Origin of the sequence: Pseudomonas borbori (genome assembly GCF_900115555.1) — a bacterium.
Taxonomy (GTDB): Bacteria; Pseudomonadota; Gammaproteobacteria; order Pseudomonadales; family Pseudomonadaceae; genus Aquipseudomonas; species Aquipseudomonas borbori.
In genome coordinates this window covers 153,013-177,067 of sequence record NZ_FOWX01000008.1, presented here as the reverse complement: position 1 = coordinate 177,067, position 24,055 = coordinate 153,013, and the positions used below count along the sequence as shown (strand labels likewise).

The following is a 24,055-nucleotide window of genomic DNA, read 5'->3' as shown; positions in this document are numbered from 1 at the left end:
CCCAGTCAGCCCGCATCCACACTCGACCGAACCCGCGGTACTGCAACGTTACCCCTAGCCCAGCCGATCCTCCGGTGGCTGCTTGAGCGTCGGCTCAGGCGCCGGCGCCTTGTTCGCCACCCAGTCGCTGAGCAAGCTGTAGGCCAGGGCGAGCAGGGTCGGACCGAGGAACAGGCCCATGAAGCCGAAGGCCAGGATGCCGCCGAACACCCCGAGCAGCACCACCACCAGCGGCAGGTTGCCGCCGCGGCTGATCAGGTAGGGTTTGAGGATGTTGTCCACCCCGCTGATGACGAACATGCCCCAGATCCCGAGGAAGACGGCAAAACCGTAGTCGCCCTGGGTGAACAGCCAGGCAGTCGCTGGAATCCACACCAGCGGCGGCCCCATGGGGATCAGGCTGAGCACGAAGGTGAGGATGCCGAGAATCAGCGCGCCCGGTACGCCGGCGATATAGAAGCCGATCAGGGCCAACAGCGCCTGCGCCGCTGCCGTACCGATCACCCCGTTGACCACCCGCTGCACGGTGCCGGCAACCAGTTCCAGGTAGTGCTCTGCACGTTCGCCGATCAGGCGGTCGAGCAGGCTGTGGGCGAACTGCGCCAGGCGCGGCCCATCGCGGTAGAAAAAGAACACCAGCACCAGACTCAGGGCCAACTCCAGCACGCCGCCGCCAATCTGTGCACTACGCGCCAGCAACCAATTGCCGACCTGACCGAGATAAGGCTTGAGGGTGGCGAAGAATGCCACGCCCTGCTGGTCGATGGTCTGCCAGAACCCCAGCAGGCTCTGACCCACCAGCGGGATCTGCACCAACCAGTCCGGCGCCGGCGGCAGACCGGTGACCTGGTAACCCTTGAATAGCGCCACGACCTCGCCGACGTGCTCGGCCAGGTTGAACCCCAGCATCACCAAGGGCACCGCCACCAGACCAATCCAGCCGAGGGTCAGCAGCCCGGCCGCGGCGGTTTGCCGGCCATTGAGCAAGCGGGTCAGCCCGCGCATCAGCGGCCAGCTGGCAAAGGACAGTACTGCCGCCCAGAACAGCGCCGAGACGAACGGCGCGAGCACCCACAGGCTCGCGCCGAGAAGCCCGAGAAGCAGGATCTGCACCAGCAAGCGGTCGTTATTGAGCATTCCGGCAACTCCGCAACGGTGGCAAGTCCGCAATAGTGAGAAACGACGCCGGACCCTGCACCTCAGGTGCAGGGCCCGGTCGGCAGGTCGTTAAGGATGCCTGGCTAACACGCTCAGCGCAGCACGCTGATGCGCAGACCTGCAACGGCGGACTCGCCCAGCTCCAACCGCGCGGCCCTGACCCGCTGTTCGACCAGCGCCTGGCGCCAGGCTTCGGCCTGGGCACCGGACAGGCTGACGCGCAAGGTGCTGTCGAGGTTGAGGCTGCGCGCCAGCAATGTCACCCAGCCTTCGCTGGGCTCGGCCTGCTGCGGCAGGCGCAACTCGCCATCGTCTCGCAACTGGCGCAATAAGGTGGCGGGTGTTGGCAGCACCTCGGCCAGTGGTGCATTGGCCGCCAGCAATTCGACATGCATATAGGCCCGACGATTACCCCGGGTGATGCTGTAGAGCGCCAGCAAGCTGTCCTGACGCGGCTCGGCCAAGCGCATCAACACGTAGGCCTGCTGGTCATCGGAGCCATACAGGATGCGATTGCCGAATACCGAATTGGCCCACAGGCTGCTCGAACCGCACTCACGGCCCTGGCACCAGTAGAGCAGCTCGGCGTCCTGCGCCTGCAGCGCTTCGCGGGCAGCGGTGAATACCTCGTCGGCGGCATGGGTGCGCGGCAACTCATAGGTCAGCGTCGTCAGTTGCCCCTGCGCCGCCACTTCGCGCTCGTAGCGCAGACGGCCACTGATACGCCGAATCGCTCCCTGCGGGTAGATTCGCTCCTGTTCGGCGGCTTCGCTGAAAGCGACGATCTGGCTACCGGGGAAACGCGGCAGCACCTCGAGATCGCGACTGCCGGCGACATCCGCAGCCGAGACCGCAGCACTTGCCAACACCCCAGCCAACAGACTGAACCAACGCATATGAGCCCTCATTGGATCAGCATCGACTGGGCGGTTTTTACTGCCGTGTCATCAAGCACTTCGCGGCGCGGCAGGACAATGCCGCGCTGCACCGCCGGACGGCTCTCGAGCGCACCGATCCAGCGCTGCAAGTGCTCCAGACCTTCGATCGAGACGCCCGACCAGTCATGACTGCGCACCCAGGGGTAAGAGGCGATATCGGCGATGCTGTAGTCGCCGGCCAGGTATTCGGCCTCGCCCAGGCGCCGGTCCAATACCTCGTAGAGGCGCCGGGTCTCGTGCTGGTAACGGTCGATCGGGCCTTGCAGCTTCTGCGGGAAGTAGCGGAAAAACACATTGGCCTGGCCCTGCATCGGGCCGATACCGCCCATCTGGAACATCAGCCACTGCAACACCAGCGAACGACCCTTGAGATCCTGCGGCAGCAGTTGCCCGGTCAACTCGGCGAGGTAGATCAGGATGGCGCCGGACTCGAACACGGCGAAGTCGCCGTTATCACGGTCGACGATGGCCGGAATCCGGCCATTGGGGTTGATCTTGAGAAATTCCGGGGTCTTCTGCTCTTTGCGCTCGAAACTCAGCGCATGCAGGCTGTAGGGCAACTGCAACTCCTCGAGCGCGATGGACACCTTGTGGCCATTGGGGGTCGCGGCGGTGTAAAGGTCGATCATGCGATTCTCCATTGCAATCGGCCACACCTTCCCCAGTTGCCTTTGGCAAGTCAAGACGAGCGCAAGAATGGATTGAAACAGTCTGCTACGAGTTGCGCGCCAGCTTCGTCATCCAGATGCAGATGATGGCCGCCAGGCAGATGGGTCAGATCAATCGGCAAACCGCTCAACAGCTCGGCCAAATGCGGCTGCGCCACTAGGATGCCCTGCTCGGCCAACAGCAGGCTGACCGGGCATTGCAGGGAGTGGACGAAGGCCATGGCATGGGCCTGGGTCAGACGCAGCGGCGATGGCAGGGTCAGGCGACTGTCGGTGCGCCAGGTGTACCCCCCCGGCACCGGCATCAGCCCGCGCTGGGCCAGCAACTCGGCGGCGTCGCGACTGACCGCCGCGGTTCCGCGCATGCGCGCCTGGACCGCCCGCTCGAACTCGGCGTACACCGGCTTGCGCTTGCCGGCCAGGGCCATCTGCGCCTTGAGCGCCTCGGCCAGTTTCTGCGGCGCGGTGTCGGCCTCGCCGGTGTAGGGGATCAGGCCGTCGATCAGTGCCAGACGCTCGACCCGCTCGGGCAGTGCGCCGGCCAGCAACACCGAGACGATGGCGCCCATGGAATGACCGAGCAGGGAGAAGCGCTGCCAGCCGAACTGTTCGGCCACCTGCAGGACGTCATGCACGTAGTCCCAGATCGCGTAGCTGGCGCCCGGAGGGCGGTGATCGGAATGGCCATGACCGGCGAAATCCAGGGCGACGATGCGCAGCCCCGGCAACCTGGGCGCCAGCCGGGCGAAACTCGCGGCATTGTCCAGCCAGCCATGCAAGGCGATCACCGGCTGGCCATCCGCCGGACCATACAGATGGGCCGCCAGCTCGATATGCGGCAGGCGCAGGCGTACTTCCTCGAACGGCAGACTCATGCGCACGCCTCGACAGGGGCTTGACCGGACCAGCGCTGGAACAGCGAGCGCAGCAACTCGGCCGTGTCCTGCGGCCGTTCCAGGGGGAACATGTGCCCGCCCGGCAGGGTCAGGTATTCGCCCCTGGCCATGCGCCGGATCAGGCGCGCGTGATGGGGCAGCACCACCCGGCTGTGCCGCCCGCGGATCATCGCCAGCGGTACTTGCAGCTGCTGCGGGCGTCCCGGCGTGGTGTGCGGCACGCTGCGATAGATACTGATCTCGGTGGCCGGATCGAAACGTAGGCGCAGGCTCTGCCCATTGCCGTGCAGGCCATGTTGCAGATAGGCATCCAGGCATTCCGGATCGAAGCGGCGAAACAGACTCTTGGCGGCAAAGTAGCTGCGCGCCTCGCTCAGGTCGGCGAACTCTTCGCGCCGCCCCAGGGTGCGCCCGGCCGGGGTGATGCGGTCGATAAAACCGAAGCGCTTGGCCGCGCGGATGACGATGCGGTCGGCCAGGGTCAGCACCGGCGAATCGAGCATCACCACTCCACGATACAACTCAGGGCGCAGCAGCGCCGCGTGGTAATGCAGCACACCGCCGAGCGAGTGACCGACGCCCCACACCGGCTGGTCGCGCTGCTCGAGGTGATGCAACAACTCGTCGACCAGGTTGCTCCAGTTGTCATTCACCGGGAAGCGCGGATCGTGACCATGTTGCGGCAGATGCAGCACCGGGTAATCCGGGGCCAGGGCGGCGAACAGCTTGCCGTAGGTGGCCGAGGGGAAACCATTGGCATGGGCGAAGAACACGGGATGAGTCATGGCGGCAGGCTTAGGTGAAATGATCAGGAGATTGTCCGGCAGCCACGCCGACACGGCAATGACGAATCGGCCAGTGAATGACGGCACTATGGCCAAACCCGAGGGGAGGCACGCCAGCACGCCCATGCGGGCCTGCTGCTGGCTGATTCAACGCTGTGCCGGGCCGTTCTCGCCCAACGGCACTATGGCCATGGTCAGCCGTGAGATGCAGCTGAGTTTGCCGTCCTCGCCGCTCAGGCGAATGTCCCAGACCTGGAGGGAAGCCAAGGTGCACGGCACGCCACGATGACGGTGCCTGATCGCCCGGAGGTTGGCGCCGCTGACCCACCCTGCAGTGATGCAGTTGCCCCGTCACTCGTGCCACAGCACCGTTTCGCGGCCCTCGACCCAGCCGGCGAAGTGCGGCCCGTAGGTGCCTTCGACCACCGTGCGCTTGATCTTCAGGGTCGGCGTGAGAAAGCCGTTGTCCACCGCCCAGACGTCCTTGACCAAGACCAGACGCTGCAGGCGCTCGTGCTTGTCGAGATCCAGGTTGACCTGTTCGAGCAGGCTCTTGAGGCTGTTTTCCAGGTCGCCACGGCTACCATTGGCGATCTCCTGGCGGCCGACTTCGGAGAGCACACACAGCGCCATGGGCTGGGCCATGCCATCGCCGACCACACACACCTGCTCGATGCGCGAATGCACGGCCAGGCGGTTTTCGATCGGCGCCGGGGCGACATATTTGCCCTTGCTGGTCTTGAAGATTTCCTTGATCCGCCCGGTCAGACGCAGGTTGCCCTCGCTATCCTGTTCACCCTTGTCGCCAGTGCGCAGGAAGCCGTCGGCGGTAATGGTTTGCGCGGTTTTCTGCGGGTCCTTGTAATAGCCCTGCATGGTCGCGCCACTGCGCACCTGCACCTCGCCATCTTCGGCGATACGCACCTCGACGCCGGGGCTGTTCTGGCCGATCCAGCCCTGCTTGAACTGGCCCGGCCGGCCGACATGGGAATAGCCGCAGTTCTCGGTCATGCCATAGACCTCGAGTACCTCCAGACCCAGGCGCTTGTACCAATTGAGCAAGGCCTCGGGCACGGGCGCGGCGCCGGACAGGGCATAACGCACGGCGTCCAGGCCCAGACCGGCGAGCACCTTGTTGCCGACCAGACGCCCGAGCAGCGGCAGCTTGAGCAGGAAGTCGAGTCTTGCAGCCGGCATCTTGCTGTAGACCCCCATCTGGAACTTGGTCCAGATCCGCGGCACGCCGAAGATCACCGTCGGCCGGGCGCGCTTGAGATCGTCGAGGAAGGTCTCCAGGCTTTCGGCGAAAAAGACCGTCTGGCCGGAGTAGATCGACGCCAACTCGACGAACATGCGCTCGGCCACATGACACAGCGGCAGATAGGACAGGACCCGATCGTCTTCACCGACGCCGAACAACTCGGTGGCCTGGCTGGCGGCAAAGCCCAGGTTGCTGAAACTGTGCATCACCCCTTTCGGCGTGCCGGTGGTGCCGGAGGTATAGATGATGGTGGCCAGTTGCTCGGCCGCCGGCGTCGGGTCGTCCTGAATCGGCGCGCAGGCTTGCAGCTCGTCCCACAGGTAGCTGAACGGCCCCGGCGGGCGCAGCGGCAAGCCGATGGTCGGCAGGTCGGCAGGCACCCCCGCCGCCATGCCCGGCCAGTCGTCCAGCTTGCCGATGAACACCAGCGCCGCCTCGGAATGCTGCAGAACCTGGCGCACCGAGTCGGCGGTCAGGTTCGGGTACAGCGGCACCGAGACGTGGCCGGCCATCCAGATCGCCAGGTCGGCGATGATCCAGTGCGCGCAGTTCTTGGAAATGATCGCGATGCGACTGCCTGGCGGCAGCTCCCGGCCGCGCAGCCAGTTGGCACTGCGCCTGGCCTGCTCGCCGACATCGGCCCAGCTCAATGTCTGCAGCTGATCGCCCGGCAGCGGCTGAACCATATAGGGCTTGTTCGGGTGTCGGGCTTCACGCTGATAAAACACCTGCAACGGCAAACGGATAGCATCGGCCACAGGGCTTCCTCCTTTGTTGTTATTGTGGAGCCAACCAAGCAATTGCTTGGCCGGACTATTCCACGCACAAAGGCGAGCGGCAAGTGAAGAAATGTTTCGCTGTGTAGCCCGCTTTCAGAGCTTGTGAAAATATCGAGCGCCGTCGCGAGGCTGTCTCCAAGCGTTCGCGGCAAGGCGTTTGGAGGCGGCCGCAGTAGGCGAGAGTTTTTTCACAAGCTCTCAGCCGTGCTGCGGATGCACCAGAGCCAGCAGATCCATCAGCCCGGCGGCCAGCACATCGCCTTCCAGCTCCGCCAGGCTGGCGGTATGCATGGGCAGTGGCTGCTGGCGGTGACCATGGATCAACAGGCCGGCCAAGGCGCCGACCAGCGGTTGATGGCTCACCAGCAGGAGCTCGCCCTGAGGGTAGTGGTCGAGCTGGCGGAGGACTTCGCGCGGATCGCCGTCCGGCGTCAACCAGGGCACGCTATGGATACCGCCGGTGAAACCCAGGGCTTCGCGGATCAGCGCGGCGGTCTGTTGCGCACGCACATAGGGGCTGGCCAGGATCGCGCCAAGCGCACGCCCCTCCAGCTGCACCGCCGCCTGGCGCACCTCCTGGCAACCGCGCGGAGTCAAGCGCCGCTCGGCATCGCTGCGTGCCTGTGCTTCGGCCTCGCCATGGCGCAGCAACCACAGTCTCATTGGCGGGTACTCACAGTTTCGGCTCCTCGTCTCGCACCGGGTGCGCGGCCGGCGGCACGCTGTGCGGCGCCTGACCTTGCGGGGCTTGCGGGGTCGGCCAGTCGGCGAAGGGCCAGGGCTTTTCTTCGCTGTTGAAGGTGCCGAAGCGGCCAATCTGCGCCAGGTATTGGCTCAGGCTGTCACCAAATCCGAGCAGGCTGGCACTGGGCGCAGCATAAAACAGCCGGTAGCCCAACTGCAGCAAGACCACGCCAGCGAGCACCAGCTCGGCCAGCTGCCAGACGATGACGAATACCAGCATCCAGAGAATCCGCAGCAGAATGGACTCGCGCTCCAGATCTTTAGGCTCTTCGCTCATGACAATCTCCTTGTGAAGTCCCGGGTCAGAAACCCGTGGTGGGAATGAAATCGACATCGGTCTTGGGCTCTGCACGCATCAGTGCCTCGATCACCTGATCCAGCGTGCGGCCCTCGAACAGAATGGCATGCAAACCCGTGACCAGCGGCATGTAGATCTGCAACTCTTCGGCCTTGGCCTTGAGCACCTTGATGGTGTTGACCCCTTCCGCCACCTCACCCAGACGCTCCACCGCGTCCTCGAGGGTCAAGCCCTCGCCCAGGGCGAAGCCGACCTGATAATTACGGCTCTTGGCTGACGAACAGGTGACGATCAGATCGCCGACCCCGGCCAGACCGAGGAAGGTCATCGGGTTGGCCCCCAATTGCACGGCAAAGCGGGTCATCTCCGCCAAGGCGCGGGTGATCAGCATGCTCCGGGTGTTCTCGCCCATGCCCATGGCTGCCGCCATCCCGGCCATGATCGCGTAGACATTCTTCAGCGCGCCGCCCAACTCGACACCGAAGCGGTCGCCACTGGCATAGACGCGGAAGGTGCGGCCATGCAGCGCCTCCTGGACCCGCAGACACAGCTCTTCATCCTCGCTGGCGATCACCGAGGCCGTCAGTGCGTGCTCGGCGACCTCCCGCGCCAGATTCGGCCCGGACAGCACGCCGATACGGGCCTGCGGGGCGATCTCTTCGAGGACCTGACTCATCAACTTGAAGCTCTGCGCTTCGATACCCTTGGTGGTGCTGACCAGCAGTTTGCCGTCGAGCCGACCAGCCACCGGCTGCAGCGCCTGGCGCAGGGCGCTGGAGGGCAAGGCGACAAATACCAGCTGGCAGGCACCCAGGGTCGCGGCAAGATCGGTAAGGGGTTCAACGCCGGGGTGGATTTTCACCCCTTTGAGATAACGTGGGTTTTCCCGAGTGGCGAGGATCGCCTCGACCTGCTCCGGGTCGCGCATCCAATGCAACACATGCTGACCATTCTCCGCCAGCAAGTTTGCAATTGCGGTGCCGAAGCTACCGCCGCCAAGCACGGCTATGGGTTGCTGCTCAGTCATAACGTATCCGTTGTGGGCCATGCATGATGGCGATCTCCGGGCATTATACGGGCCGAGGGGGCGGCGGCCAGCTTTTAGCTGGAACTCGGCAACCGCCATGCGTTGATCGACAAATTCGCCACACGCCCGCGCCCCCGACTGAAAAAGCTGCGCGGCTCGGTTAACATGCCGCACTTTCAACGCGAACAAGGCCGTTGCGTGGCGATCAATCCCCGAGCCTCACTCCCCCTGTCCTTGCTGGCACTGTTGGCCACTGGCGAAGTGCTGGGCGATGACCTGTTCGACAACCACCACGCCATGCCGGAAGTACTGACCGCTACGCGCTTGAAGCAGGCACCGGCGGCAGTCCCCGGCAGCGTCACGGTACTCGACAGCGCCCTGATCAAAGCCAGCGGCGCCCGCGACATCCCGGAGCTGCTGCGCCTGGTACCCGGCATGATGGTCGGCTACCGCAACGGCAACCAGGCCACCGCCAACTACCACGGCAGCAACGTCACCGAGGCCCGGCGCCTGCAGGTGCTGATCGATGGCCGCTCGGTCTATCGTCCCGGCCTGGCCAGCGTGGACTGGACGGATATTCCCGTGGCGATCGAGGACATCGAGCGGATCGAAGTATTTCGCGGGCCGAACACCGTCAGTTACGGGGCCAATGCCCTGATGGGGGTGATCAATATCCTCACCCGCCACCCCCTCGACAGCCGCGGCACCCGCCTGAAAACCACCCAGGGCCAGCGCGGCATCCATGACTGGTACGCCAGCCACGGCAGTGCCTGGCAGGACGGCGCCCTGCGCCTGTCACTCTCGGGCCTGCAGGACAGCGGCTTCGATCACGACCAGTTCGGCCGCGATTACCGCGACAGCCGCCGGCTCAACCGCTTCAACCTGTCCGCCAGCCAGCAACTCGACAGCCGCCACAGCCTCGCCTGGCAACTGGCGGCCAAAGAAGGCAGCAACCAGCGCCCCTATGGCTATGCCTCGGTATTCGACGAGCAGATCGCACCTGGCGACGACGGCTCGGACGTCAAGGCCCGCGACTATGCCGGCTCGCTGCGCTGGACCCTCGACTTCAGCCCCGAACACAGCCTCTACCTGCAGAGTTCGGCCCAGCACTGGGAACGCAAGCAGGTCTGGCGCGCCTGCGAGGCGGAAGTCGCCTTCAGCCCGGAACTGGGCGAGTTGTGGGATCTCAATCCGTTCTACGTGGTCAAGTTCGGCGACTATTTGACGCAGCTCAAGAACAACCCCACCAACGCTGTGCTCCCGCCCGGTACGGCCCGGGAACAGGCGCTGGCCACTGCCGTGCGGGCACAATTGTTCGGCGGTGGCGCGGCCCCGGTCTGCGGCGACGTCAACCAGAGCATGCGCGAGACCCGCTACGATTTCGAAGTGCAAGACACCCTGAGCCTGTCCGACGACCTGCGCCTGCTCAGCGGTCTGGGCTATCGCTACGATCACGCGGACTCCGAGACCTATTTCAACGGCGCATTGAGCAATCACATCTGGCGCCTGTTCGGCCATCTGGAGTGGCAACTCGGCGCCCACTGGCTGGTGCAGGGCGGCGCCATGCTGGAAGACGACCGGCTTTCCGGCAGCTCGCTGACCCCGCGCATCGCCGTCAACTACCTGATCACGCCGCGCCACGGCCTGCGCGCGGTGTACTCCGAAGCCGTGCGTTCGCCGGACATGTACGAAAACAACGTCGACTGGCGCTACCGCGTACGCAATCTGCAGCCGCAGGCCTTCGGCCAGAGCAGCGCGACCTACTTCGCCCGTTCCCGCGGTCCCGGCGACCTCGACCAGGAAATCATGCGTTCGCGTGAACTGGGCTACAACGGTTCGTTCGCCGATGTGGGCATCAGCCTGGATATCAAGCTGTTCTACGACGAAATCCACGGCATGATCAGCGAGCCGCTGCGCAACGACCGATTTTTCCCGAGCAACGCCAACAGCATGCGCTTCAGCGGTGCCGAGACCCAGATCGACTGGCAACTCAGCCATGCCGACCGTCTGCGCCTGAGCTACGCCTACCTCGACTTCAGCGCCAGCAGTCACCTCGATCGGCGTCTCAGCGCGCGCCACAGTGGGTCTGCCGGCTGGCTGCGCGACTGGGGTCAGGGCTGGTCGAGCGCACTGTTCTATTACGGCGCCGATCAACTCAATCAATACCGTTTCGAACGCCTGGATCTGCGGGTGGCCAAACGCATCACCATTGGCAGTGCGGCCCTGGAACTGGCGGGGGTCATGCAACAGCGCCTCGACGATGAGCCGCTGACCTGGCAAGAAAACAACTACGACGAACGACAGCTGCTGTATTTCAGCGCGGAGCTAGAATTCTAGGATGGATTACCCCCCCTCACGGATGAGCCCCATGCGATCTTCATGGATGCGTCACTGGCTCCTGTTCTGCTGCCTGCTGTGCAGCGCTCCACTGCACGCTGCCGAGATCCTCCTCAGCGGCGCCGAAGACAACCCGGCCATCCGTGCATTCAGCGCCGCGCTGGCCGAGTTGCGGCCGCAGGATCGGGTGCGCTTCCAGCCGCTGGCGCAACTGCCGAGCCCCGAGCGAATCCCCGCCGGAACCCGCCTGATCCTGCTCGACCTGCACGCCCTCGACTGGCGCCTGAGTACCGCCGCTGGCCCACCGGCCCTGATGCTGCGCATCAGCCGGGTACAGGCCCGGGAGCGCCTCGGCAAGCACCGCCCGGCACAGCTCAGCCTGCTCTGGAGCGATCCGGCGCCGGCCCGCCAATTGCGTCTGGTACGCCTGCTCTTACCCCAGGCGCAACGGATCGGCGTGCTCCACGACGAGCACAGCCAATTCCTGCTCGATGAACTGCGCCAGGCCGCCACGCCCCTGGGACTGGAGATCGTCGGCCAAGCCTGGCCGGACAGCCGTGACAATCGGCCGCTGCTGGCCTTGCTGCAACGCAGCGACCTGTTGTTCGGGGTCGACGATGACGACCTGTTCAATCCACGCACCGCGAAGAACCTGCTGCTCACCAGCTACGGCCAACAGCGCGCCATGATCGGCCCCAACGCCAGCTTCGTGCGCGCCGGCAGCCTGGCCAGCGTCTACAGCGACCAGCAAGACTGGCTCAACAGCCTCGACCGACTGCTCGACCAGCCACCCTCGAGCTGGCCGCACAGCGCTTACCCCGCCTATTTCAAAGTACTCGGCAACCGTCAGGTGGCACGCGCACTGGCCATAGAACTGGCCGATGACGCGAGCCTGACGCAACAAGTGGCTGAAGGAGAACACCTATGAAGCTGGGCCGTGGCTGGGACATCCATGCGCGCACGCAGTTGATCAGTGTCGGTCCGGCGTTGCTGATGACTCTGCTGTTGACTGGTTTTTTCACCTTCGTGCGCCTGCAGGATCTGCGTCAGGAGCTCGACCACACGGGCCAGTTGATCGCCAGTCAGCTGGCTCCGGCAACCGAATACGGGGTTATCTCCGGCAATCTGGAAGTGCTCGACGCCCTGTTGCAGGCCACCCTGAAAACGCCACACGTGCGCTTCCTCGAGGTTCGCGACAGTGCCGACAATATTCTGGTGTATGTCGAACAGACTGGCGGCCAAGGTCGGGGCAGTGCACAAGTCGAGGTCTTCCACGCCCCCATTCACCTGCAACGGATCGCGCTGGACAACGACTTCCTCCAGCACGCCATTACCCGCCAGGAACAACCCACGGAGCAATACCTGGGCCATGTGGTCGTTGGCATGTCGAATGACGCCTTCAACACCCGGCAACAGGAAATCCTCCTCAAAGCCGCAGCACTGGCGCTGCTCGCCCTGTTCCTGACTTTTATCCTGGCGCGCCGCCTGGCAAGACAACTGTCACACCCGCTCAGCGCGATGAGCACTGCGGTGACGGCGATTCAGGGCGGCAATTACCGCACCACCCTGCCCGAAATCGAGGATGGCGAACTAGGCGTCCTGGCGCGACACATCAACAACCTGGCCAATGGCCTGGAGCGTGCCAGCCAGGAACAGCAGCAGGCCATGGCGCTGCTGATCAAAGCCCGCGAAGAGTCGGAGCAGGCCAACAGCGCCAAATCCGACTTTCTGGCCATGATGAGCCACGAACTGCGCACCCCGATGAATGGCGTGCTGGGCATGCTGCAGCTGCTGGAAACCACCGAAATGACCGAGGAACAGGCGGAATATGCCGCGCTGGCGGCCGAATCCACCGAACACCTGCTGAAAGTCATCAACGACATACTCGACTTCTCGCGCATCGAGCGCGGTGCACTGGCACTGGAATGCATCCCCTTCAACCTGCTGGAACTGGTGCAGACTTGCGTCCAGGTGTTCCAGCACAGCGCTCTGCAACGCGGCCTGACGCTGCAACTGGAGATCCAGGACGGCCTGGAACGGCTCGAAGTTCAAGGCGACCCGACGCGCATCCGACAGATACTGGTCAACCTGATCGGTAATGCGCTGAAATTCACCGAAGAAGGCAGCATCCGCGTGCACATCCGCTGGCAAGAACTGGACGACCAGGTGCTGTGGCTTACCTGTGCGGTACACGATAGCGGTATCGGTATCTCGGCCGAACGCCTGGAACACATGTTCGACGCCTTCCAGCAGGCCGACACCTCGATCTCCCGGCGCTACGGCGGTACCGGCCTGGGCCTGCCGATCGCCCGCACCCTGGCCGAGCGCATGGGCGGCACCCTGCGCGGCGAAAGCCAGGAGCAAATTGGCTCGGTCTTCACCCTGGAAATACCGCTGCCCTTCTCTCGCCAGCTTCGCCACAGCAACCCCAGCGACCCGGCAAAAGACGGTCAAGGGCAAGGCCAGGACATACTCCTGGTCGAAGATAACCCGGTCAACCAGACCGTGATCGAGGCCATGCTACGCAGCCTGGGGTATCGGGTCTGCCTGGTCGGCGATGGCGCCCAGGCGCTGCAGAGCGTCGAGCGCCGGCACTTTGCCGCCATCCTGATGGATTGCCGTCTGCCGGTCATGGATGGCTATGAAGCCACCCGCCAAATTCGCCGCCTCACCGACCAGGCCGATATACCGATCATCGCCCTCACCGCCAATGCCTTGCAGGGCGATCGCGAGACCTGCCTGGCGGCAGGCATGAATGATTACCTGGCCAAACCCTTCAAACGCGCCGACCTGCAACGGGTGCTACTACACTGGTTGCCCCACCGACCTTCGGCCAGTGGTCAAGGCAGATAAAGTGTTGCAGGCTTGACCTGCGCGGGCTTACCAATGCGCCCCTCTGTGGCAAGATGTCGGGGGACAGAGCAGCGCTGTGCTCAGCGCGCTGTGACTTTCACCACAACGCAACAGTCTATGACTAGGCTACCGGTAAACGCACACAAGCGGCGTGGCCGGCCAGGACGATTCACCCAGCCTTGGCGCATGGGAAATATTGAGGAGCTCGCATGACCAAACAAAACGCCTTTACCCGGGAAGACCTGTTGCGCTGCAGCCGCGGCGAACTGTTCGGCCCGGGTAATGCGCAACTGCCCGCCCCGAACATGCTGATGATCGACCGCATCACCCACATCAGCGACACTGGCGGCAAGTATGGCAAGGGCGAGATCGTTGCAGAACTCGATATCACCCCGGACCTGTGGTTCTTCGGTTGTCATTTCGAAGGCGACCCGGTGATGCCAGGCTGCCTCGGTCTAGACGCCATGTGGCAGTTGGTCGGTTTCCACCTAGGCTGGCAGGGCAACCCCGGTCGCGGTCGCGCCCTGGGTTCCGGCGAAGTGAAGTTCTTTGGTCAGGTCCTGCCGACGGCCAAGAAAGTTACCTATAACATTCATATCAAACGCACCATCGCCCGCTCGCTGGTTCTGGCCATCGCCGACGGCAGCGTGAGTGTCGATGGCCGCGAGATCTACAGCGCCGAAGGCTTGCGCGTCGGCCTGTTCACTTCTACCGACAGTTTCTAAAGGATCTTCCCCATGCGTCGCGTCGTGATTACCGGTCTGGGCATCGTTTCCTGCCTGGGCAATGATAAAGAAACCGTATCCGCCAACCTTCGCGCTGGCCGGGCAGGTATCCGTTTCAATCCGGAATACGCCGAGATGGGCCTGCGCAGCCAGGTGTCCGGCTCCGTTGACCTGAAACTGGAAGAACTGATCGACCGCAAGGTCTATCGCTTCATGGGCGATGCGGCAGCCTTCGCCTACCTGTCCATGGAACAGGCGATCAAGGACGCCGGTCTCAGCACCGAAGATGTTTCCAATCCGCGCGTCGGCTTGATCGCCGGTTCCGGTGGTGCCTCGACCTTCAACCAGATGGAAGCCCTGGACATCATGCGCGAGAAGGGCGTCAAGCGGGTCGGTCCCTACCGTGTGCCGCGCACCATGGGCAGCACCGTATCGGCCTGTCTGGCGACGCCGTTCAAGATCAAGGGCGTCAACTACTCGATCTCCTCCGCCTGCGCCACCAGCGCTCATTGCATCGGCAACGCCATGGAGCAGATCCAGTTGGGCAAGCAGGACATGGTGTTCGCCGGCGGCGGCGAAGAAGAGCACTGGACCCAGAGCTTCCTGTTCGATGCCATGGGCGCCCTCTCCACCCAGTACAACGACACCCCGGAAAAAGCCTCGCGGGCCTACGATGCCAAGCGTGACGGCTTCGTCATCGCCGGCGGCGGCGGCATGGTGGTGGTCGAAGAACTGGAGCACGCGCTCAAGCGCGGCGCGAAGATCTACGCGGAAATCGTCGGCTATGGCGCCACTTCCGACGGCTACGACATGGTCGCGCCGAGCGGTGAAGGTGCGGTGCGCTGCATGCAGCAAGCCCTGGCCACCGTCGACACGCCGATCGACTACCTCAACACCCACGGCACCTCGACTCCGGTCGGCGACGTCGCGGAAAGCCGCGCGGTGCGCGAAGTGTTCGGCGCCAAGGCGCCGGCCATCAGCTCGACCAAGAGCCTGACCGGCCACTCCCTGGGCGCCGCCGGCGTGCAGGAAGCGATCTATTGCATGCTGATGATGGAAGGCAACTTCATTGCCGGCTCGATCAACATCGACGAAATCGACCCTGAAATCGCCGATCTGCCGATCCAGCGCAGCACCGTCGAGAATGCCAAGATCGACACCGTGATGAGCAACAGTTTCGGCTTCGGCGGCACCAACGCCACCCTGGTACTCAAGCGCTGGACCGGCAAGTAGCCGGGCAAGGTGCATGGACGCACCTTATGCAATCCAGTACCCGCACCACGACAAAGGGCGCCCAATCGGGCGCCCTTTGTTTTGTCTGGCCTTCAGGCCGCTTCTTCAACTTCTGCAACTCGCTTGGCCTTCCTTAAGCGCGGCAGCAGCATGGGCACCTGCTGGCGATAGACGCGGTACTCGGGATGAACCCGGATCAGGTCGCGCTCCTCGAAGAAGATGCCGATCAGGATATAGATGCTGCTCAGCACAGCGAACAGCAGGTGCGCCGCCGTCATCTGCGGGGTGCACCAGAAGGCGAAGAACCAGCCCAGGTAGAGCGGATGCCTCACCAGCCTGTAGGCCGCCGGGGTCTTGAACGGCAGCGCCATATAAGGCCGGCCCAGCAACTGCAGCCAGACCTGACGCAAGCCAAACAGGTCGAAGTGGTTGATCAGGAAGGTGCTGTACAGCACCAGCGCCCAACCGAAGCCGAAACCCGCCGACAACAGCAACTGGCCGCTGCGATTCTCCACCTGCCAGATGACCCCACCCATGGGCTGCCAGAAATAGAACAACGCGATCAGCGCCAGGCTGGAAAGCAGCACATAGGTGCTGCGTTCCGCCGCCTGGGGAATGATCCTCGTCCACCAGGCCTTGAAGGCCGGCCGCGCCATCACGCTGTGCTGGATGGCGAACACGGCCAACAGCAGCATATTGATCACCAGGGCGTTGCCGAAAGCCATTTCGGGGATCCCGTCGATGCTGCGCGGCACCAGCGGAGAATTGCCAACGAAGGCAATGGCGTAAAGGAAAGTGGCGAAAAACACGGCATAACTGCCGACGCCGTAGAGAAAGATCGCAAAGCGTTTCATGGTTATGGTCCTGCCTCGATTGGGGGTAGCTGCAAGACTGTTTGCAGTCGAGGTCAGGTTGCGCCGGGCATGTATCAGCGCGATGGCGGCGTGTTTAGCCTTTGTATGCGCATGGTTTCAGTCGCTGTCACTGGGCAGGATAGTGCGCAGCCAGGCATGCAGCCGGGCCTGATCCAGGGGCTTGCGCATCAGCGCACGAATGCCCTGGGCCAACACCTCGGCTTCGTCGAGCTGCTCGCTGAAGCCGGTATAGAGGGCAATCGGCAGGTCCGCGCGGGCGGCCAACAGGCGGCGGGCCAATTGCATCCCCGTCAGGCGCGGCATGCTCTGGTCGAGAATCACCAGACCCCAGGCGTATGGATCGTTGAGCAGCTGCTCCGAGGCCTGCTCGGCATCGCACCACAGGCCCACGTCGAGCCCCCATTGGCTCAGGCGTTCGGCCATGAACTCGGCCACCATGCCCTCGTCGTCGACCACCGCGACCCGGCCACGCAAACGGGCCTGCTGGCCGTCCTGGAGCGGACACGAGCTGCCCGCAGACGCCTGAGTGGCCGCTTGTACCAGCGGCGGAATCAACACCTTGAAACTGGCGCCCTCTCCCGCGCGGCTGTCCAGCAGGATATGCCCGCCATACTCATGCACGATGCCATGCACCATGGACAAGCCCATGCCGCTGCCCTGTCCGGGTGCCTTGGTGGTAAAAAACGGTTCGAACATGTGCAGTTGAACCGGCCCGCTGATACCGGGCCCGCTGTCGCGCACCGACAGCATCAGGTAGTCGCCATTGAACGTCTGCTGGCAGGAGGCGCAGGTATTGCGCGGCTGGACCACCCGCTGCAGGGCAATCTGCAGCCGACCGACGCTGCCCATGGCATCGCGGGCATTGATGCACAGGTTCATCAGCACCTGCTCCAGCTGCACCGGATCGACCAGGGCCGGCGGCAGCCCCTGGGCCAGATTCATCTCGATTTCCATGCTGGTTGGCAGGGTGGATTGCAACAACTGACGGAACTCGCCGATCAGCTTGCCCAGCGCCACCGGCTGCGGCTGGCCACGGCTGCCGCGGCTGAAGGTGAGCATTTGCTGGATCAGGTCGCGGGCCTTTTCCGCCGAGTGTTGCACGCGGCTCAAATATCGGCCCAAGCGCTCATCGCCCTGCTTCTCGGCCAACTCCTCGGCCATCACCGTGTAGCCGAGCATGCTGGTCAGCAGGTTGTTGAAATCATGGGCGATACCTCCGGTCAGGTGACCTATGGCTTCCATGCGCTGGGCCTGACGCAACTGTCGCTCCAATTCCGCGCGCTGGGACTCGGCCTGCTGACGCTCGGTGATATCACGCAGAAAGCCGATAATCTGCGGTCCTTCGGCACCCTGCACCACCGAGATCGCCAGCTCGGCAGGAAACTCCTGGCCATCGGCACGCTGCGCACAGACTTCCACCCGCCGGCCGAGAAATGCCCCCTGCCCGGTTTCGAGAAAACGCTGAAAGCCCAGGCGATGCGCATGCCGATGGCGCGGCGGGATCAGCAGTTCGGCCAGCGGCTGACCCAGCACCTGGTCAGCGGCATAACCAAAACACTGTTCGGCAGCCGGATTGAAGGTGGTGATGCGCCCCTCGGCATCCATGCCAATGATGCAGTCCAGCGCGCTGCCGACGATGGTGCGGTACTGCTGCTCGCTGGCGCGCAGGGCGCTCTCGGCCTCCTTGCGCTGACTGATCTCGCGGGTGAAGGCGAGAATCCGGTCGATGCCGGCGATGCTCGCGCGCTTGAGGAACACCTCGTCCCAGTGCAGGCTGCCATCGCGGTTGCGCCTGCGCCACTCGAAACGCTGCGGCCCTTCATCGCGGGCCCTGGCTAGCCAGCGCAAGGCATCGGCACCGGTATAGGGCGGATATCCGGCGCTGAACACCTCGCTGTCCAGGCGCAGCATTTGCTCATGAGAGTAACCGTAGATCTCGCAGGCCCGTGGATTGATGTCTACCAGGGCAAAGCTATGCAGATCATGGACGAAGATCGCATCCGCCGACGCCTCGAAGATCGAACGATAACTGGCCTCGGCATCCAGACGCTGCAACTCGGCGGCAGCCCGTACCGAGAAGATGCGCAGGATCGACTCCACCCGGCTGCGATCCTGCATGGGCCCGCAACGACCTGCCGCAATCAGCCCCAGCGGCCTGCCATCGCTGGCGAACAGCGGATAACCGGCATAGCTGTCGACGCCAAAGGCGGTCAGCACGCCGTCATCCGGGTAATGTTCGAGCAGCCCGCTGTCGACGAAGTGGAAGGCCTTGTTGAACACCGCCTCGCAGGGCGTACCCGGCAGCTCGTAGGTGACGTTGCCGTGCAGCTTGCCCGCGTAGTACAGCGCCAGGGTCGTCAGACTCAGCGGCACGCCGTCGTTGACGCGACTGACGAAGGCGAAATCGGCGCGCAGCGAGCGTGCCATATAGCGCGCGATGGCTTCGAACACCGCCTCGCCGGTGGCGGCGCTGACGCCCAGGGCGACATGCCGCAGCGCCTCCTCGACGCGTTTGCGCTCGCTGATGTCGGTGGAGATGCCGCACACGGCGATGACCCGCCCCTGCTCGTCGTACAGGGGGAACTTGCTCGACAGATAGACCCAGGAGCGATCCTGCAGGATCAACTGCTCCTCGAACTCGATGGAGTGGCCGAGGCTGGTCACACACAGGTCGTTGTTGCGCAGGGCATCGGCGACGGCGGCGGGGAACAGCTCGTGATCACTGCGCCCCAGTACCTGCTCGGCGGACAGCTGGAAGAAGCGCTCGAAGGCGCGGTTGACCAGCCGATAGCGGCCCTGCAGGTCTTTGATGTAGATCACCGCGCTGCTGTTATCGACGATCTGCCGTAACGGATGATCCAGGGCACTGGCCGCCAGTGCCGGAACCGCTTGGGTCATGTTGCCTCTCCGCACGGATGCTGTGTCCTGAGTATAGGAAGCGCCGCTGCTGGTACGGCGCTCGACAACCAGACTGAAACAATTGAAACAGAGGCTGTTCGATCCGCTTCGCCGGTCCTGCGCGCCAGCCTCCGGCTAATGCGATGGCGCCGGGTCGACCACCAGCATGTAGCCCACGCCGCGCAGGGTACGGATGATCTGCGGTTTATCCGGGTCGTCTTCCAGCTTGCGACGCAGGCGGGCGATACGGATATCGATGGAACGATCGTAAGGATTCCAGTCGCGGTTCTGCGTCAGGTTGAGCAACTGATCACGCGACAGCGGGCGATTGGGGCGCTGGGCGAACGCCTGCAACAGATCGAATTCCATGGCGGTCAGTTCGACCTCATGGCCCTGTTCGTCGTGCAGTTGCCGTCGTTGCAGATCGAGACGATAGCGGCCCAGGCGGATGCCCTCCTCGCTCGCGGCGCCGGCCTCCCTGGCGCCTGCGCGCCGGTAGCGGCGCAACACGGTTTTCACCCGCGCCAGCAGTTCGCGCGGATCGAAGGGCTTGCCCAGGTAGTCGTCGGCGCCCACCTCCAGGCCGATGATCCGGTCGAGCGCACTGCCGGCCCCGGAAATCATGATCACCGGCAGGTCGTGGTGTTCGCGCAGAAAGCGCGCCAGGCTCAGGCCGTCCTCACCGGGCAGGCCGACATCCAGCAGCACCAGGTCGGGCATCCCGCTTTGCAGGGCCTGGCGCAGGGCCGCACTGTCGGCACAGCTGCGCACCCGATAACCCTGCCCGCCGAGGTAGTCCTCGAGCAACTGGCGCACCTCGCCATCGTCGTCCACCACCAGGATCTGTGTGTCCTGCATGCCCGCATCCTCGCAGCCCTTCACCGCGCCGCTCATCACAGCATAGTCAGCCAGACGCGCGGCACGTCCGGGTATTGGCCGAACGGGCATTGCGACTTGCTTGACCAGGATCAACGCCTCGGCCGCGGACCGTTCTACGCTGCTGGCAACGCAAATGCAGCACGATGAGGAATCAGGCATGACGAGCAAAACCATCAGCGCCCATGGGCAAATGCGTGCCGGCATGAGCATCGAAGTGCAATGCGGCGATCATCGCGTGGTCATGGACCAGCCCACCCATGCCGGCGGCCAGGGTCTGGGCCCCACCCCGCTGGATATCGTCCTGGCGGCGGTCGCCGGCTGCTTCGGCACCCTGGGCCGCTACATCGCCCATCAGCAGAAGATCGAGCTGCGCGGCATGCGCTTCGAGATCGAGGCCGACTACGATCCCGACGGCCTGCTCGGCCGGCGCGATGACGTGCGCCCCGGGTTCCAGGCGCTGCGGGTCAAGGTGGAGATCGACGCCGACCTCGACCGCGAACGGAAGCAGGCGCTGCTCGACGAAATCGAGCGGCGCTGCCCGCTGGCCGACAACCTGCTCAACGGCACCCGGCTGCACAGCCGCCTGGCCTGAGCGTATCAGCGCACCTGAAAGCGCTGCTCGGCCAGCTTGCGGTCATCCTGGAACACCAGGAAATGCCACTCGCCCGGCACGACTTCATGGGCTTCGCTGAACTCGAAGGCCATGACGTCCTGGGGGGCATCCGGCACCAGCTCCTGCACCACCACGAACTTGTCGTGGCGCTTGCCGTCCGGAGTCGTGACGCCGGGCGTCAGGTAGAGCAGGGTCAGCGGCGCAGCGCCGGCGGTTTTGCCCGTCAGCGTATAGCGCATGCCGAACTTGCTGCCGAGCTTGGCCGGGATCACCTCGCTGCGCTCGATCTGCTGATTGCTGCGGGTCAGCACCCGCTCGCCCGGCTTGAAGTCCTGATACTGGCTGGCGAAGAGGCCGTATTCCACCGGCCCTTCGACCCGCACCTCGGCCTGTGCCAGGCCGGCCGTCAGCATGAGTGCGGCCAGCGCACGGAAACGGGTGTTGTATTGCATGTCGCGCTCCTTGTCTGGGATGGCGCGAGCCTATGACACCCTTGTGACAGGCGAATGACAGCCTACTGCTGGAGATCTTCGCGCACCTTGCGCGGCAGTATGGAAAGGAAGTTGTCCCGCGCGACCTTGTGCGCCACCTCGGCCGGCAAGGCATCGAGGAACGACTCGAAGCCGCGCATGTACTCGTTCATGCTGTCGAAGCGGCCCACCACGTCGGAGCCGAGCATGAACCGCTCCGGATAGCGCCTGACCAGCTGCAGCCAATCCGCGTCGGGCTTGCCCTGCCGATCCAGCAGATAGGGCCTGAGCATGCTCCAGGACAGATCGATATACAGGTTCGGGTAGGCTTCGAGCAAGCGCTCGAGGGTCGCCAGGAGGAAATCCAGCTTGTCCTGATGTCGGTGTATTTCCAGGCTGGTGCCGGCATGCGCCCAGATGAAGCGCACATGCGGATGATTGCGCAGCGGTGCCTCCATTTCCGCCAAATACAGCGGGTTGCGCTCGCGCTTGGAGGTGATGTTGGAATGCAGCATCACCGGCAAGTCGTATTCGGCGGCCAGGTGGTAGACCCGCGCCAGCGCCTCGTTATCGGCTCGCGGCGCGTCCCCATGGATCAGCGCGGTCAGGTCGTCGTGGCGGGTGAATATTTCGCCGATGCCCTGCCACAGGCCGGGATCCATTTCGAGCGTGCGGCGGATATGCGCATCGGCGTTCTTGTCGTTGGGATTGAAGCCGGAGAGGAAGGGGTGAAAGCGCTTGCGCTGCTCGGCCGGCAGCTGCTTGTAGGCATGCGCGATCAGCCCATCGGTGGCGCTGTACCAATAAGCGTTGGCGTCATCGCCGGCGTAGTAGCGCGGGCGCTTGGGTTCGTTCTCGTCCCACTTCTTCGCCACCGGGATACCCGAGAGCATCACATGCTCGACATTGGCCTCGGCCATGCGCTTGAGCAGCTTGCCCATACCGGCGCTTTCCTGGAAAAAATCGACATAGTGCAGATGGGCATCGCTGTAGACATACTCGCGAGCCTGGACAGCACAAGTGGCCAGGCCGATGAAAAGGGCGCAACTCAGACGCAATGCATGCAAATCCGTGTCCTCTTGCTGTATGGGCACTAGACCGTGCAGGCGCTCTGCTAGTTCAGCGACAAGCGCGCAGGCCAGCCCTGCGGCTACCGTCAGGATGCGCGCTGGTCCATAGCGCGGTGCATCGGCTAGTCTGACTACTTCGATTGCCCGCATTCGGCCTTGGGAGACACCGCCGTCATGATCAGCATCAGCAATGAACGAGGTTTGCTTCAGCGCATCAGCATCGGCCCGCACACCCTGCACAGCGATGTCCCGGTCGAGCTTGGCGGTACGGGCGCGGCAGCCGAGCCCCACGACCTGTTCGACGCCGCCCTGGGCGCCTGCAAGGCCCTGACCGTGGCGCTGTACGCCCGGCACAAGGGGCTGCCGCTGGAGGGCATGGACGTCCGCGTCAGCCGCGACGACAGCGAGGAGCGCCAAGGCATCTACCGCCTGGCAGTGGAATTGACCCTGCACGGCGCGCTGGATGACGCCCAGCGCCAGCAACTGCTGCGCATCGCCGACAAATGCCCGGTGCACAAGCTGATGACCAGCAGCGAGGTGCGGGTCGCCACCCGCCTCGACGGGGTCGCGCCATGAACGGCGTGCTGCTGATCCAGCCGCGCCCGGAGAAGATCGCCGGCCAGCCGATCCTGCGCCCGCTGCCTTCGGCGCAATGCCGCAGCGTCGGCCCTTTCGTGTTCTTCGACCACATCCTCGAGCACGACTACCCGCCCGGCCACGGCCTGAACATCGACCAGCACCCGCATATCGGCCTGTCCACCCTCACCTACCTGTTCGCGGGCCAGTTGCAGCACAAGGACAGCCTCGGCTCGGATCAACTGGTCGGCCCCGGCGAAGTCAGCTGGATGACCGCCGGACATGGCGTGGCACATGTCGAGCGTACGCCGGCGGCACTGCGCCAGCGCGGCTCGCACCTGCACGGTCTGCAGGTCTGGCTGGCCCTGTCCGAGACGGAGGAACGGGGCGAGCCGAGCTACAGCCACTATATCGCCGACAGCCTGCCGAGCAGCGAGGCCATGGGCGTGCAGATCCGCCTGATCGCCGGCCAGGGTTTCTGCCTGCAGTCGCCGGTGCCGGTGCGTTCGCCGACCCTGTATGCCGAGCTCAAGCTGGCCGCCGGCGCCAGCCTGGCGATTGCCGCCGAGCACCCCGAGCGGGCGCTGTACCTGATCGATGGCGAGGTGTTGCTGAACGATCAGGCGCTGCCGCTACGTGGCCTGGCGGTACTGCCCGAGGGCGAGTCATTCACCCTCAGCGCCTGCGGCGCAAGCCACCTGGTGCTGATCGGCGGCCAATCCCTGGGGCCGCGGCGGATCGACTGGAACTTCGTCGCCAGCGACCCGGCGCTGATCGCAAAGGCCCGCGAGCGCTGGAAAAATCACGACTGGCCCCAGGTGCCGGGAGAAACCGCGCGCATCGAACTGCCGCGTTGAATACAGGCTAGGGTTCCTGGGCATTTTGTAGGAGCGGCCCATGGCCGCGATAGCGCACGCGCCAAAAGCATCGCGGGCATGGCCCGCTCCTACGTCAGTAAACATAGGCTCTACG

General features: G+C 64.3%; 22 protein-coding genes and 1 pseudogene. 8 read left to right on the top strand and 15 right to left on the bottom strand.

Features of this window, described 5'->3' with window-relative positions:
• Positions 1–54: 54 nt before the first annotated feature.
• The 10 genes and pseudogenes from BM315_RS08380 to BM315_RS08335 form a co-directional block, all read right to left on the bottom strand.
• Positions 55–1,137 carry an AI-2E family transporter gene (locus BM315_RS08380; protein ID WP_090499754.1) on the bottom strand — a complete coding sequence of 361 codons (1,083 nt, stop codon included), beginning with the start codon at positions 1,135–1,137 and terminating at the stop codon, positions 55–57.
• Between the two features lie 113 nt (positions 1,138–1,250).
• Positions 1,251–2,054 carry a DUF4892 domain-containing protein gene (locus BM315_RS08375; protein ID WP_090499752.1) on the bottom strand — a complete coding sequence of 268 codons (804 nt, stop codon included), beginning with the start codon at positions 2,052–2,054 and terminating at the stop codon, positions 1,251–1,253.
• Between the two features lie 8 nt (positions 2,055–2,062).
• Entirely contained in the window at positions 2,063–2,725 is a 663-nt protein-coding gene (locus tag BM315_RS08370; RefSeq protein ID WP_090499750.1) for a glutathione S-transferase family protein, read from the bottom strand.
• 50 nt (positions 2,726–2,775) lie between these two features.
• Positions 2,776–3,639 (bottom strand): alpha/beta hydrolase, encoded by an 864-nt coding sequence (locus tag BM315_RS08365; RefSeq protein WP_090499748.1) that lies wholly within the window; start codon positions 3,637–3,639, stop codon positions 2,776–2,778.
• The gene (locus BM315_RS08360; RefSeq protein ID WP_090499780.1) at positions 3,636–4,445 is read right to left on the bottom strand and encodes an alpha/beta fold hydrolase; all 810 of its coding nucleotides are present in this window, start codon (positions 4,443–4,445) and stop codon (positions 3,636–3,638) included. The genes BM315_RS08365 and BM315_RS08360 overlap by 4 nt, the downstream gene beginning before the upstream one ends.
• Positions 4,446–4,592: 147 nt before the next feature.
• Positions 4,593–4,725 (bottom strand): annotated as a pseudogene (locus BM315_RS08355) (esterase); the annotation flags it as partial.
• Between the two features lie 71 nt (positions 4,726–4,796).
• Complete coding sequence (locus BM315_RS08350) at positions 4,797–6,464, bottom strand: AMP-binding protein (RefSeq protein ID WP_090499747.1); 1,668 nt, start codon at positions 6,462–6,464, stop codon at positions 4,797–4,799.
• A 219-nt stretch (positions 6,465–6,683) separates the two neighbouring features.
• Positions 6,684–7,148 carry a phosphohistidine phosphatase SixA gene (gene sixA / locus BM315_RS08345; protein WP_090499745.1) on the bottom strand — a complete coding sequence of 155 codons (465 nt, stop codon included), beginning with the start codon at positions 7,146–7,148 and terminating at the stop codon, positions 6,684–6,686.
• A gap of 10 nt (positions 7,149–7,158) precedes the next feature.
• A complete protein-coding gene (locus tag BM315_RS08340; RefSeq protein WP_090499743.1) occupies positions 7,159–7,506 on the bottom strand; it encodes a DUF4389 domain-containing protein in 348 nt (115 codons plus the stop codon).
• 25 nt (positions 7,507–7,531) lie between these two features.
• A complete protein-coding gene (locus tag BM315_RS08335) occupies positions 7,532–8,554 on the bottom strand; it encodes an NAD(P)H-dependent glycerol-3-phosphate dehydrogenase (RefSeq protein ID WP_090499741.1) in 1,023 nt (340 codons plus the stop codon).
• A gap of 165 nt (positions 8,555–8,719) precedes the next feature.
• On the opposite strand from BM315_RS08335, the gene BM315_RS08330 reads away from it, so the two are divergent.
• The 5 genes from BM315_RS08330 (at position 8,720) to fabB (ending at position 15,702) form a co-directional block, all read left to right on the top strand.
• Positions 8,720–10,891, top strand: coding sequence for a TonB-dependent receptor plug domain-containing protein (locus tag BM315_RS08330; protein ID WP_090499778.1), 2,172 nt, complete (start codon positions 8,720–8,722; stop codon positions 10,889–10,891).
• Position 10,892: 1 nt separating this feature from the next.
• Positions 10,893–11,819: an ABC transporter substrate-binding protein gene (locus tag BM315_RS08325; RefSeq protein ID WP_425287774.1), complete on the top strand. Its 927-nt coding sequence runs from the start codon at positions 10,893–10,895 to the stop codon at positions 11,817–11,819.
• A complete protein-coding gene (locus tag BM315_RS08320) occupies positions 11,816–13,744 on the top strand; it encodes an ATP-binding protein (protein WP_090499737.1) in 1,929 nt (642 codons plus the stop codon). The genes BM315_RS08325 and BM315_RS08320 overlap by 4 nt, the downstream gene beginning before the upstream one ends.
• Before the next feature lie 209 nt (positions 13,745–13,953).
• Positions 13,954–14,469, top strand: a complete 516-nt coding sequence (fabA, locus tag BM315_RS08315; protein WP_090499736.1) for a 3-hydroxyacyl-[acyl-carrier-protein] dehydratase FabA — start codon at positions 13,954–13,956, stop codon at positions 14,467–14,469.
• Between the two features lie 12 nt (positions 14,470–14,481).
• Positions 14,482–15,702, top strand: a complete 1,221-nt coding sequence (gene fabB, locus BM315_RS08310; RefSeq protein WP_090499734.1) for a beta-ketoacyl-ACP synthase I — start codon at positions 14,482–14,484, stop codon at positions 15,700–15,702.
• Positions 15,703–15,794: 92 nt separating this feature from the next.
• Here fabB and mddA read toward each other — a convergent pair whose 3' ends face one another.
• The 3 genes from mddA to BM315_RS08295 all read right to left on the bottom strand — a co-directional run bounded on the left by mddA (position 15,795) and on the right by BM315_RS08295 (position 20,333).
• Positions 15,795–16,556 (bottom strand): methanethiol S-methyltransferase, encoded by a 762-nt coding sequence (mddA, locus tag BM315_RS08305; RefSeq protein ID WP_090499731.1) that lies wholly within the window; start codon positions 16,554–16,556, stop codon positions 15,795–15,797.
• A gap of 117 nt (positions 16,557–16,673) precedes the next feature.
• On the bottom strand, positions 16,674–19,475 hold the full coding sequence (locus tag BM315_RS08300) for a PAS domain S-box protein (protein ID WP_090499729.1): 2,802 nt from the start codon (positions 19,473–19,475) through the stop codon (positions 16,674–16,676).
• Positions 19,476–19,610: 135 nt separating this feature from the next.
• On the bottom strand, positions 19,611–20,333 hold the full coding sequence (locus BM315_RS08295; RefSeq protein WP_090499777.1) for a response regulator: 723 nt from the start codon (positions 20,331–20,333) through the stop codon (positions 19,611–19,613).
• A 178-nt stretch (positions 20,334–20,511) separates the two neighbouring features.
• Here BM315_RS08295 and BM315_RS08290 point away from each other — a divergent pair, with 178 nt between their 5' ends.
• Positions 20,512–20,946 (top strand): OsmC family protein, encoded by a 435-nt coding sequence (locus tag BM315_RS08290; RefSeq protein WP_090499727.1) that lies wholly within the window; start codon positions 20,512–20,514, stop codon positions 20,944–20,946.
• A 5-nt stretch (positions 20,947–20,951) separates the two neighbouring features.
• On the opposite strand, the gene BM315_RS08285 is transcribed toward BM315_RS08290, so the two are convergent.
• The gene (locus BM315_RS08285; protein WP_090499725.1) at positions 20,952–21,419 is read right to left on the bottom strand and encodes a DUF3859 domain-containing protein; all 468 of its coding nucleotides are present in this window, start codon (positions 21,417–21,419) and stop codon (positions 20,952–20,954) included.
• 62 nt (positions 21,420–21,481) lie between these two features.
• Positions 21,482–22,504, bottom strand: coding sequence for an amidohydrolase family protein (locus tag BM315_RS08280; protein ID WP_090499723.1), 1,023 nt, complete (start codon positions 22,502–22,504; stop codon positions 21,482–21,484).
• 177 nt (positions 22,505–22,681) lie between these two features.
• On the opposite strand from BM315_RS08280, the gene BM315_RS08275 reads away from it, so the two are divergent.
• Positions 22,682–23,083: an OsmC family protein gene (locus BM315_RS08275; RefSeq protein WP_090499721.1), complete on the top strand. Its 402-nt coding sequence runs from the start codon at positions 22,682–22,684 to the stop codon at positions 23,081–23,083.
• Positions 23,080–23,940, top strand: a complete 861-nt coding sequence (locus BM315_RS08270; protein WP_090499719.1) for a pirin family protein — start codon at positions 23,080–23,082, stop codon at positions 23,938–23,940. The genes BM315_RS08275 and BM315_RS08270 overlap by 4 nt, the downstream gene beginning before the upstream one ends.
• The last annotated feature ends 115 nt before the right edge of the window (positions 23,941–24,055 follow it).

Excerpts from the sequence above, each read along its gene's own strand:
- BM315_RS08320 (WP_090499737.1), top strand. The coding sequence starts at position 11,816 with ATGAAGCTGGGCCGTGGCTGGGACATCCATGCGCGCACGCAGTTGATC.
- BM315_RS08285 (WP_090499725.1), bottom strand. The coding sequence starts at position 21,419 with ATGCAATACAACACCCGTTTCCGTGCGCTGGCCGCACTCATGCTGACG.
- BM315_RS08275 (WP_090499721.1), top strand. The coding sequence starts at position 22,682 with ATGATCAGCATCAGCAATGAACGAGGTTTGCTTCAGCGCATCAGCATC.
- BM315_RS08330 (WP_090499778.1), top strand. The coding sequence starts at position 8,720 with ATGCCGCACTTTCAACGCGAACAAGGCCGTTGCGTGGCGATCAATCCC.
- BM315_RS08335 (WP_090499741.1), bottom strand. The coding sequence starts at position 8,554 with ATGACTGAGCAGCAACCCATAGCCGTGCTTGGCGGCGGTAGCTTCGGC.
- BM315_RS08375 (WP_090499752.1), bottom strand. The coding sequence starts at position 2,054 with ATGCGTTGGTTCAGTCTGTTGGCTGGGGTGTTGGCAAGTGCTGCGGTC.
- BM315_RS08360 (WP_090499780.1), bottom strand. The coding sequence starts at position 4,445 with ATGACTCATCCCGTGTTCTTCGCCCATGCCAATGGTTTCCCCTCGGCC.
- BM315_RS08365 (WP_090499748.1), bottom strand. The coding sequence starts at position 3,639 with ATGAGTCTGCCGTTCGAGGAAGTACGCCTGCGCCTGCCGCATATCGAG.
- sixA (WP_090499745.1), bottom strand. The coding sequence starts at position 7,148 with ATGAGACTGTGGTTGCTGCGCCATGGCGAGGCCGAAGCACAGGCACGC.
- BM315_RS08300 (WP_090499729.1), bottom strand. The coding sequence starts at position 19,475 with ATGACCCAAGCGGTTCCGGCACTGGCGGCCAGTGCCCTGGATCATCCG.
- BM315_RS08270 (WP_090499719.1), top strand. The coding sequence starts at position 23,080 with ATGAACGGCGTGCTGCTGATCCAGCCGCGCCCGGAGAAGATCGCCGGC.
- BM315_RS08295 (WP_090499777.1), bottom strand. The coding sequence starts at position 20,333 with ATGCAGGACACACAGATCCTGGTGGTGGACGACGATGGCGAGGTGCGC.
- BM315_RS08290 (WP_090499727.1), top strand. The coding sequence starts at position 20,512 with ATGACGAGCAAAACCATCAGCGCCCATGGGCAAATGCGTGCCGGCATG.
- BM315_RS08325 (WP_425287774.1), top strand. The coding sequence starts at position 10,893 with ATGGATTACCCCCCCTCACGGATGAGCCCCATGCGATCTTCATGGATG.
- BM315_RS08370 (WP_090499750.1), bottom strand. The coding sequence starts at position 2,725 with ATGATCGACCTTTACACCGCCGCGACCCCCAATGGCCACAAGGTGTCC.
- mddA (WP_090499731.1), bottom strand. The coding sequence starts at position 16,556 with ATGAAACGCTTTGCGATCTTTCTCTACGGCGTCGGCAGTTATGCCGTG.
- fabB (WP_090499734.1), top strand. The coding sequence starts at position 14,482 with ATGCGTCGCGTCGTGATTACCGGTCTGGGCATCGTTTCCTGCCTGGGC.
- fabA (WP_090499736.1), top strand. The coding sequence starts at position 13,954 with ATGACCAAACAAAACGCCTTTACCCGGGAAGACCTGTTGCGCTGCAGC.
- BM315_RS08380 (WP_090499754.1), bottom strand. The coding sequence starts at position 1,137 with ATGCTCAATAACGACCGCTTGCTGGTGCAGATCCTGCTTCTCGGGCTT.
- BM315_RS08340 (WP_090499743.1), bottom strand. The coding sequence starts at position 7,506 with ATGAGCGAAGAGCCTAAAGATCTGGAGCGCGAGTCCATTCTGCTGCGG.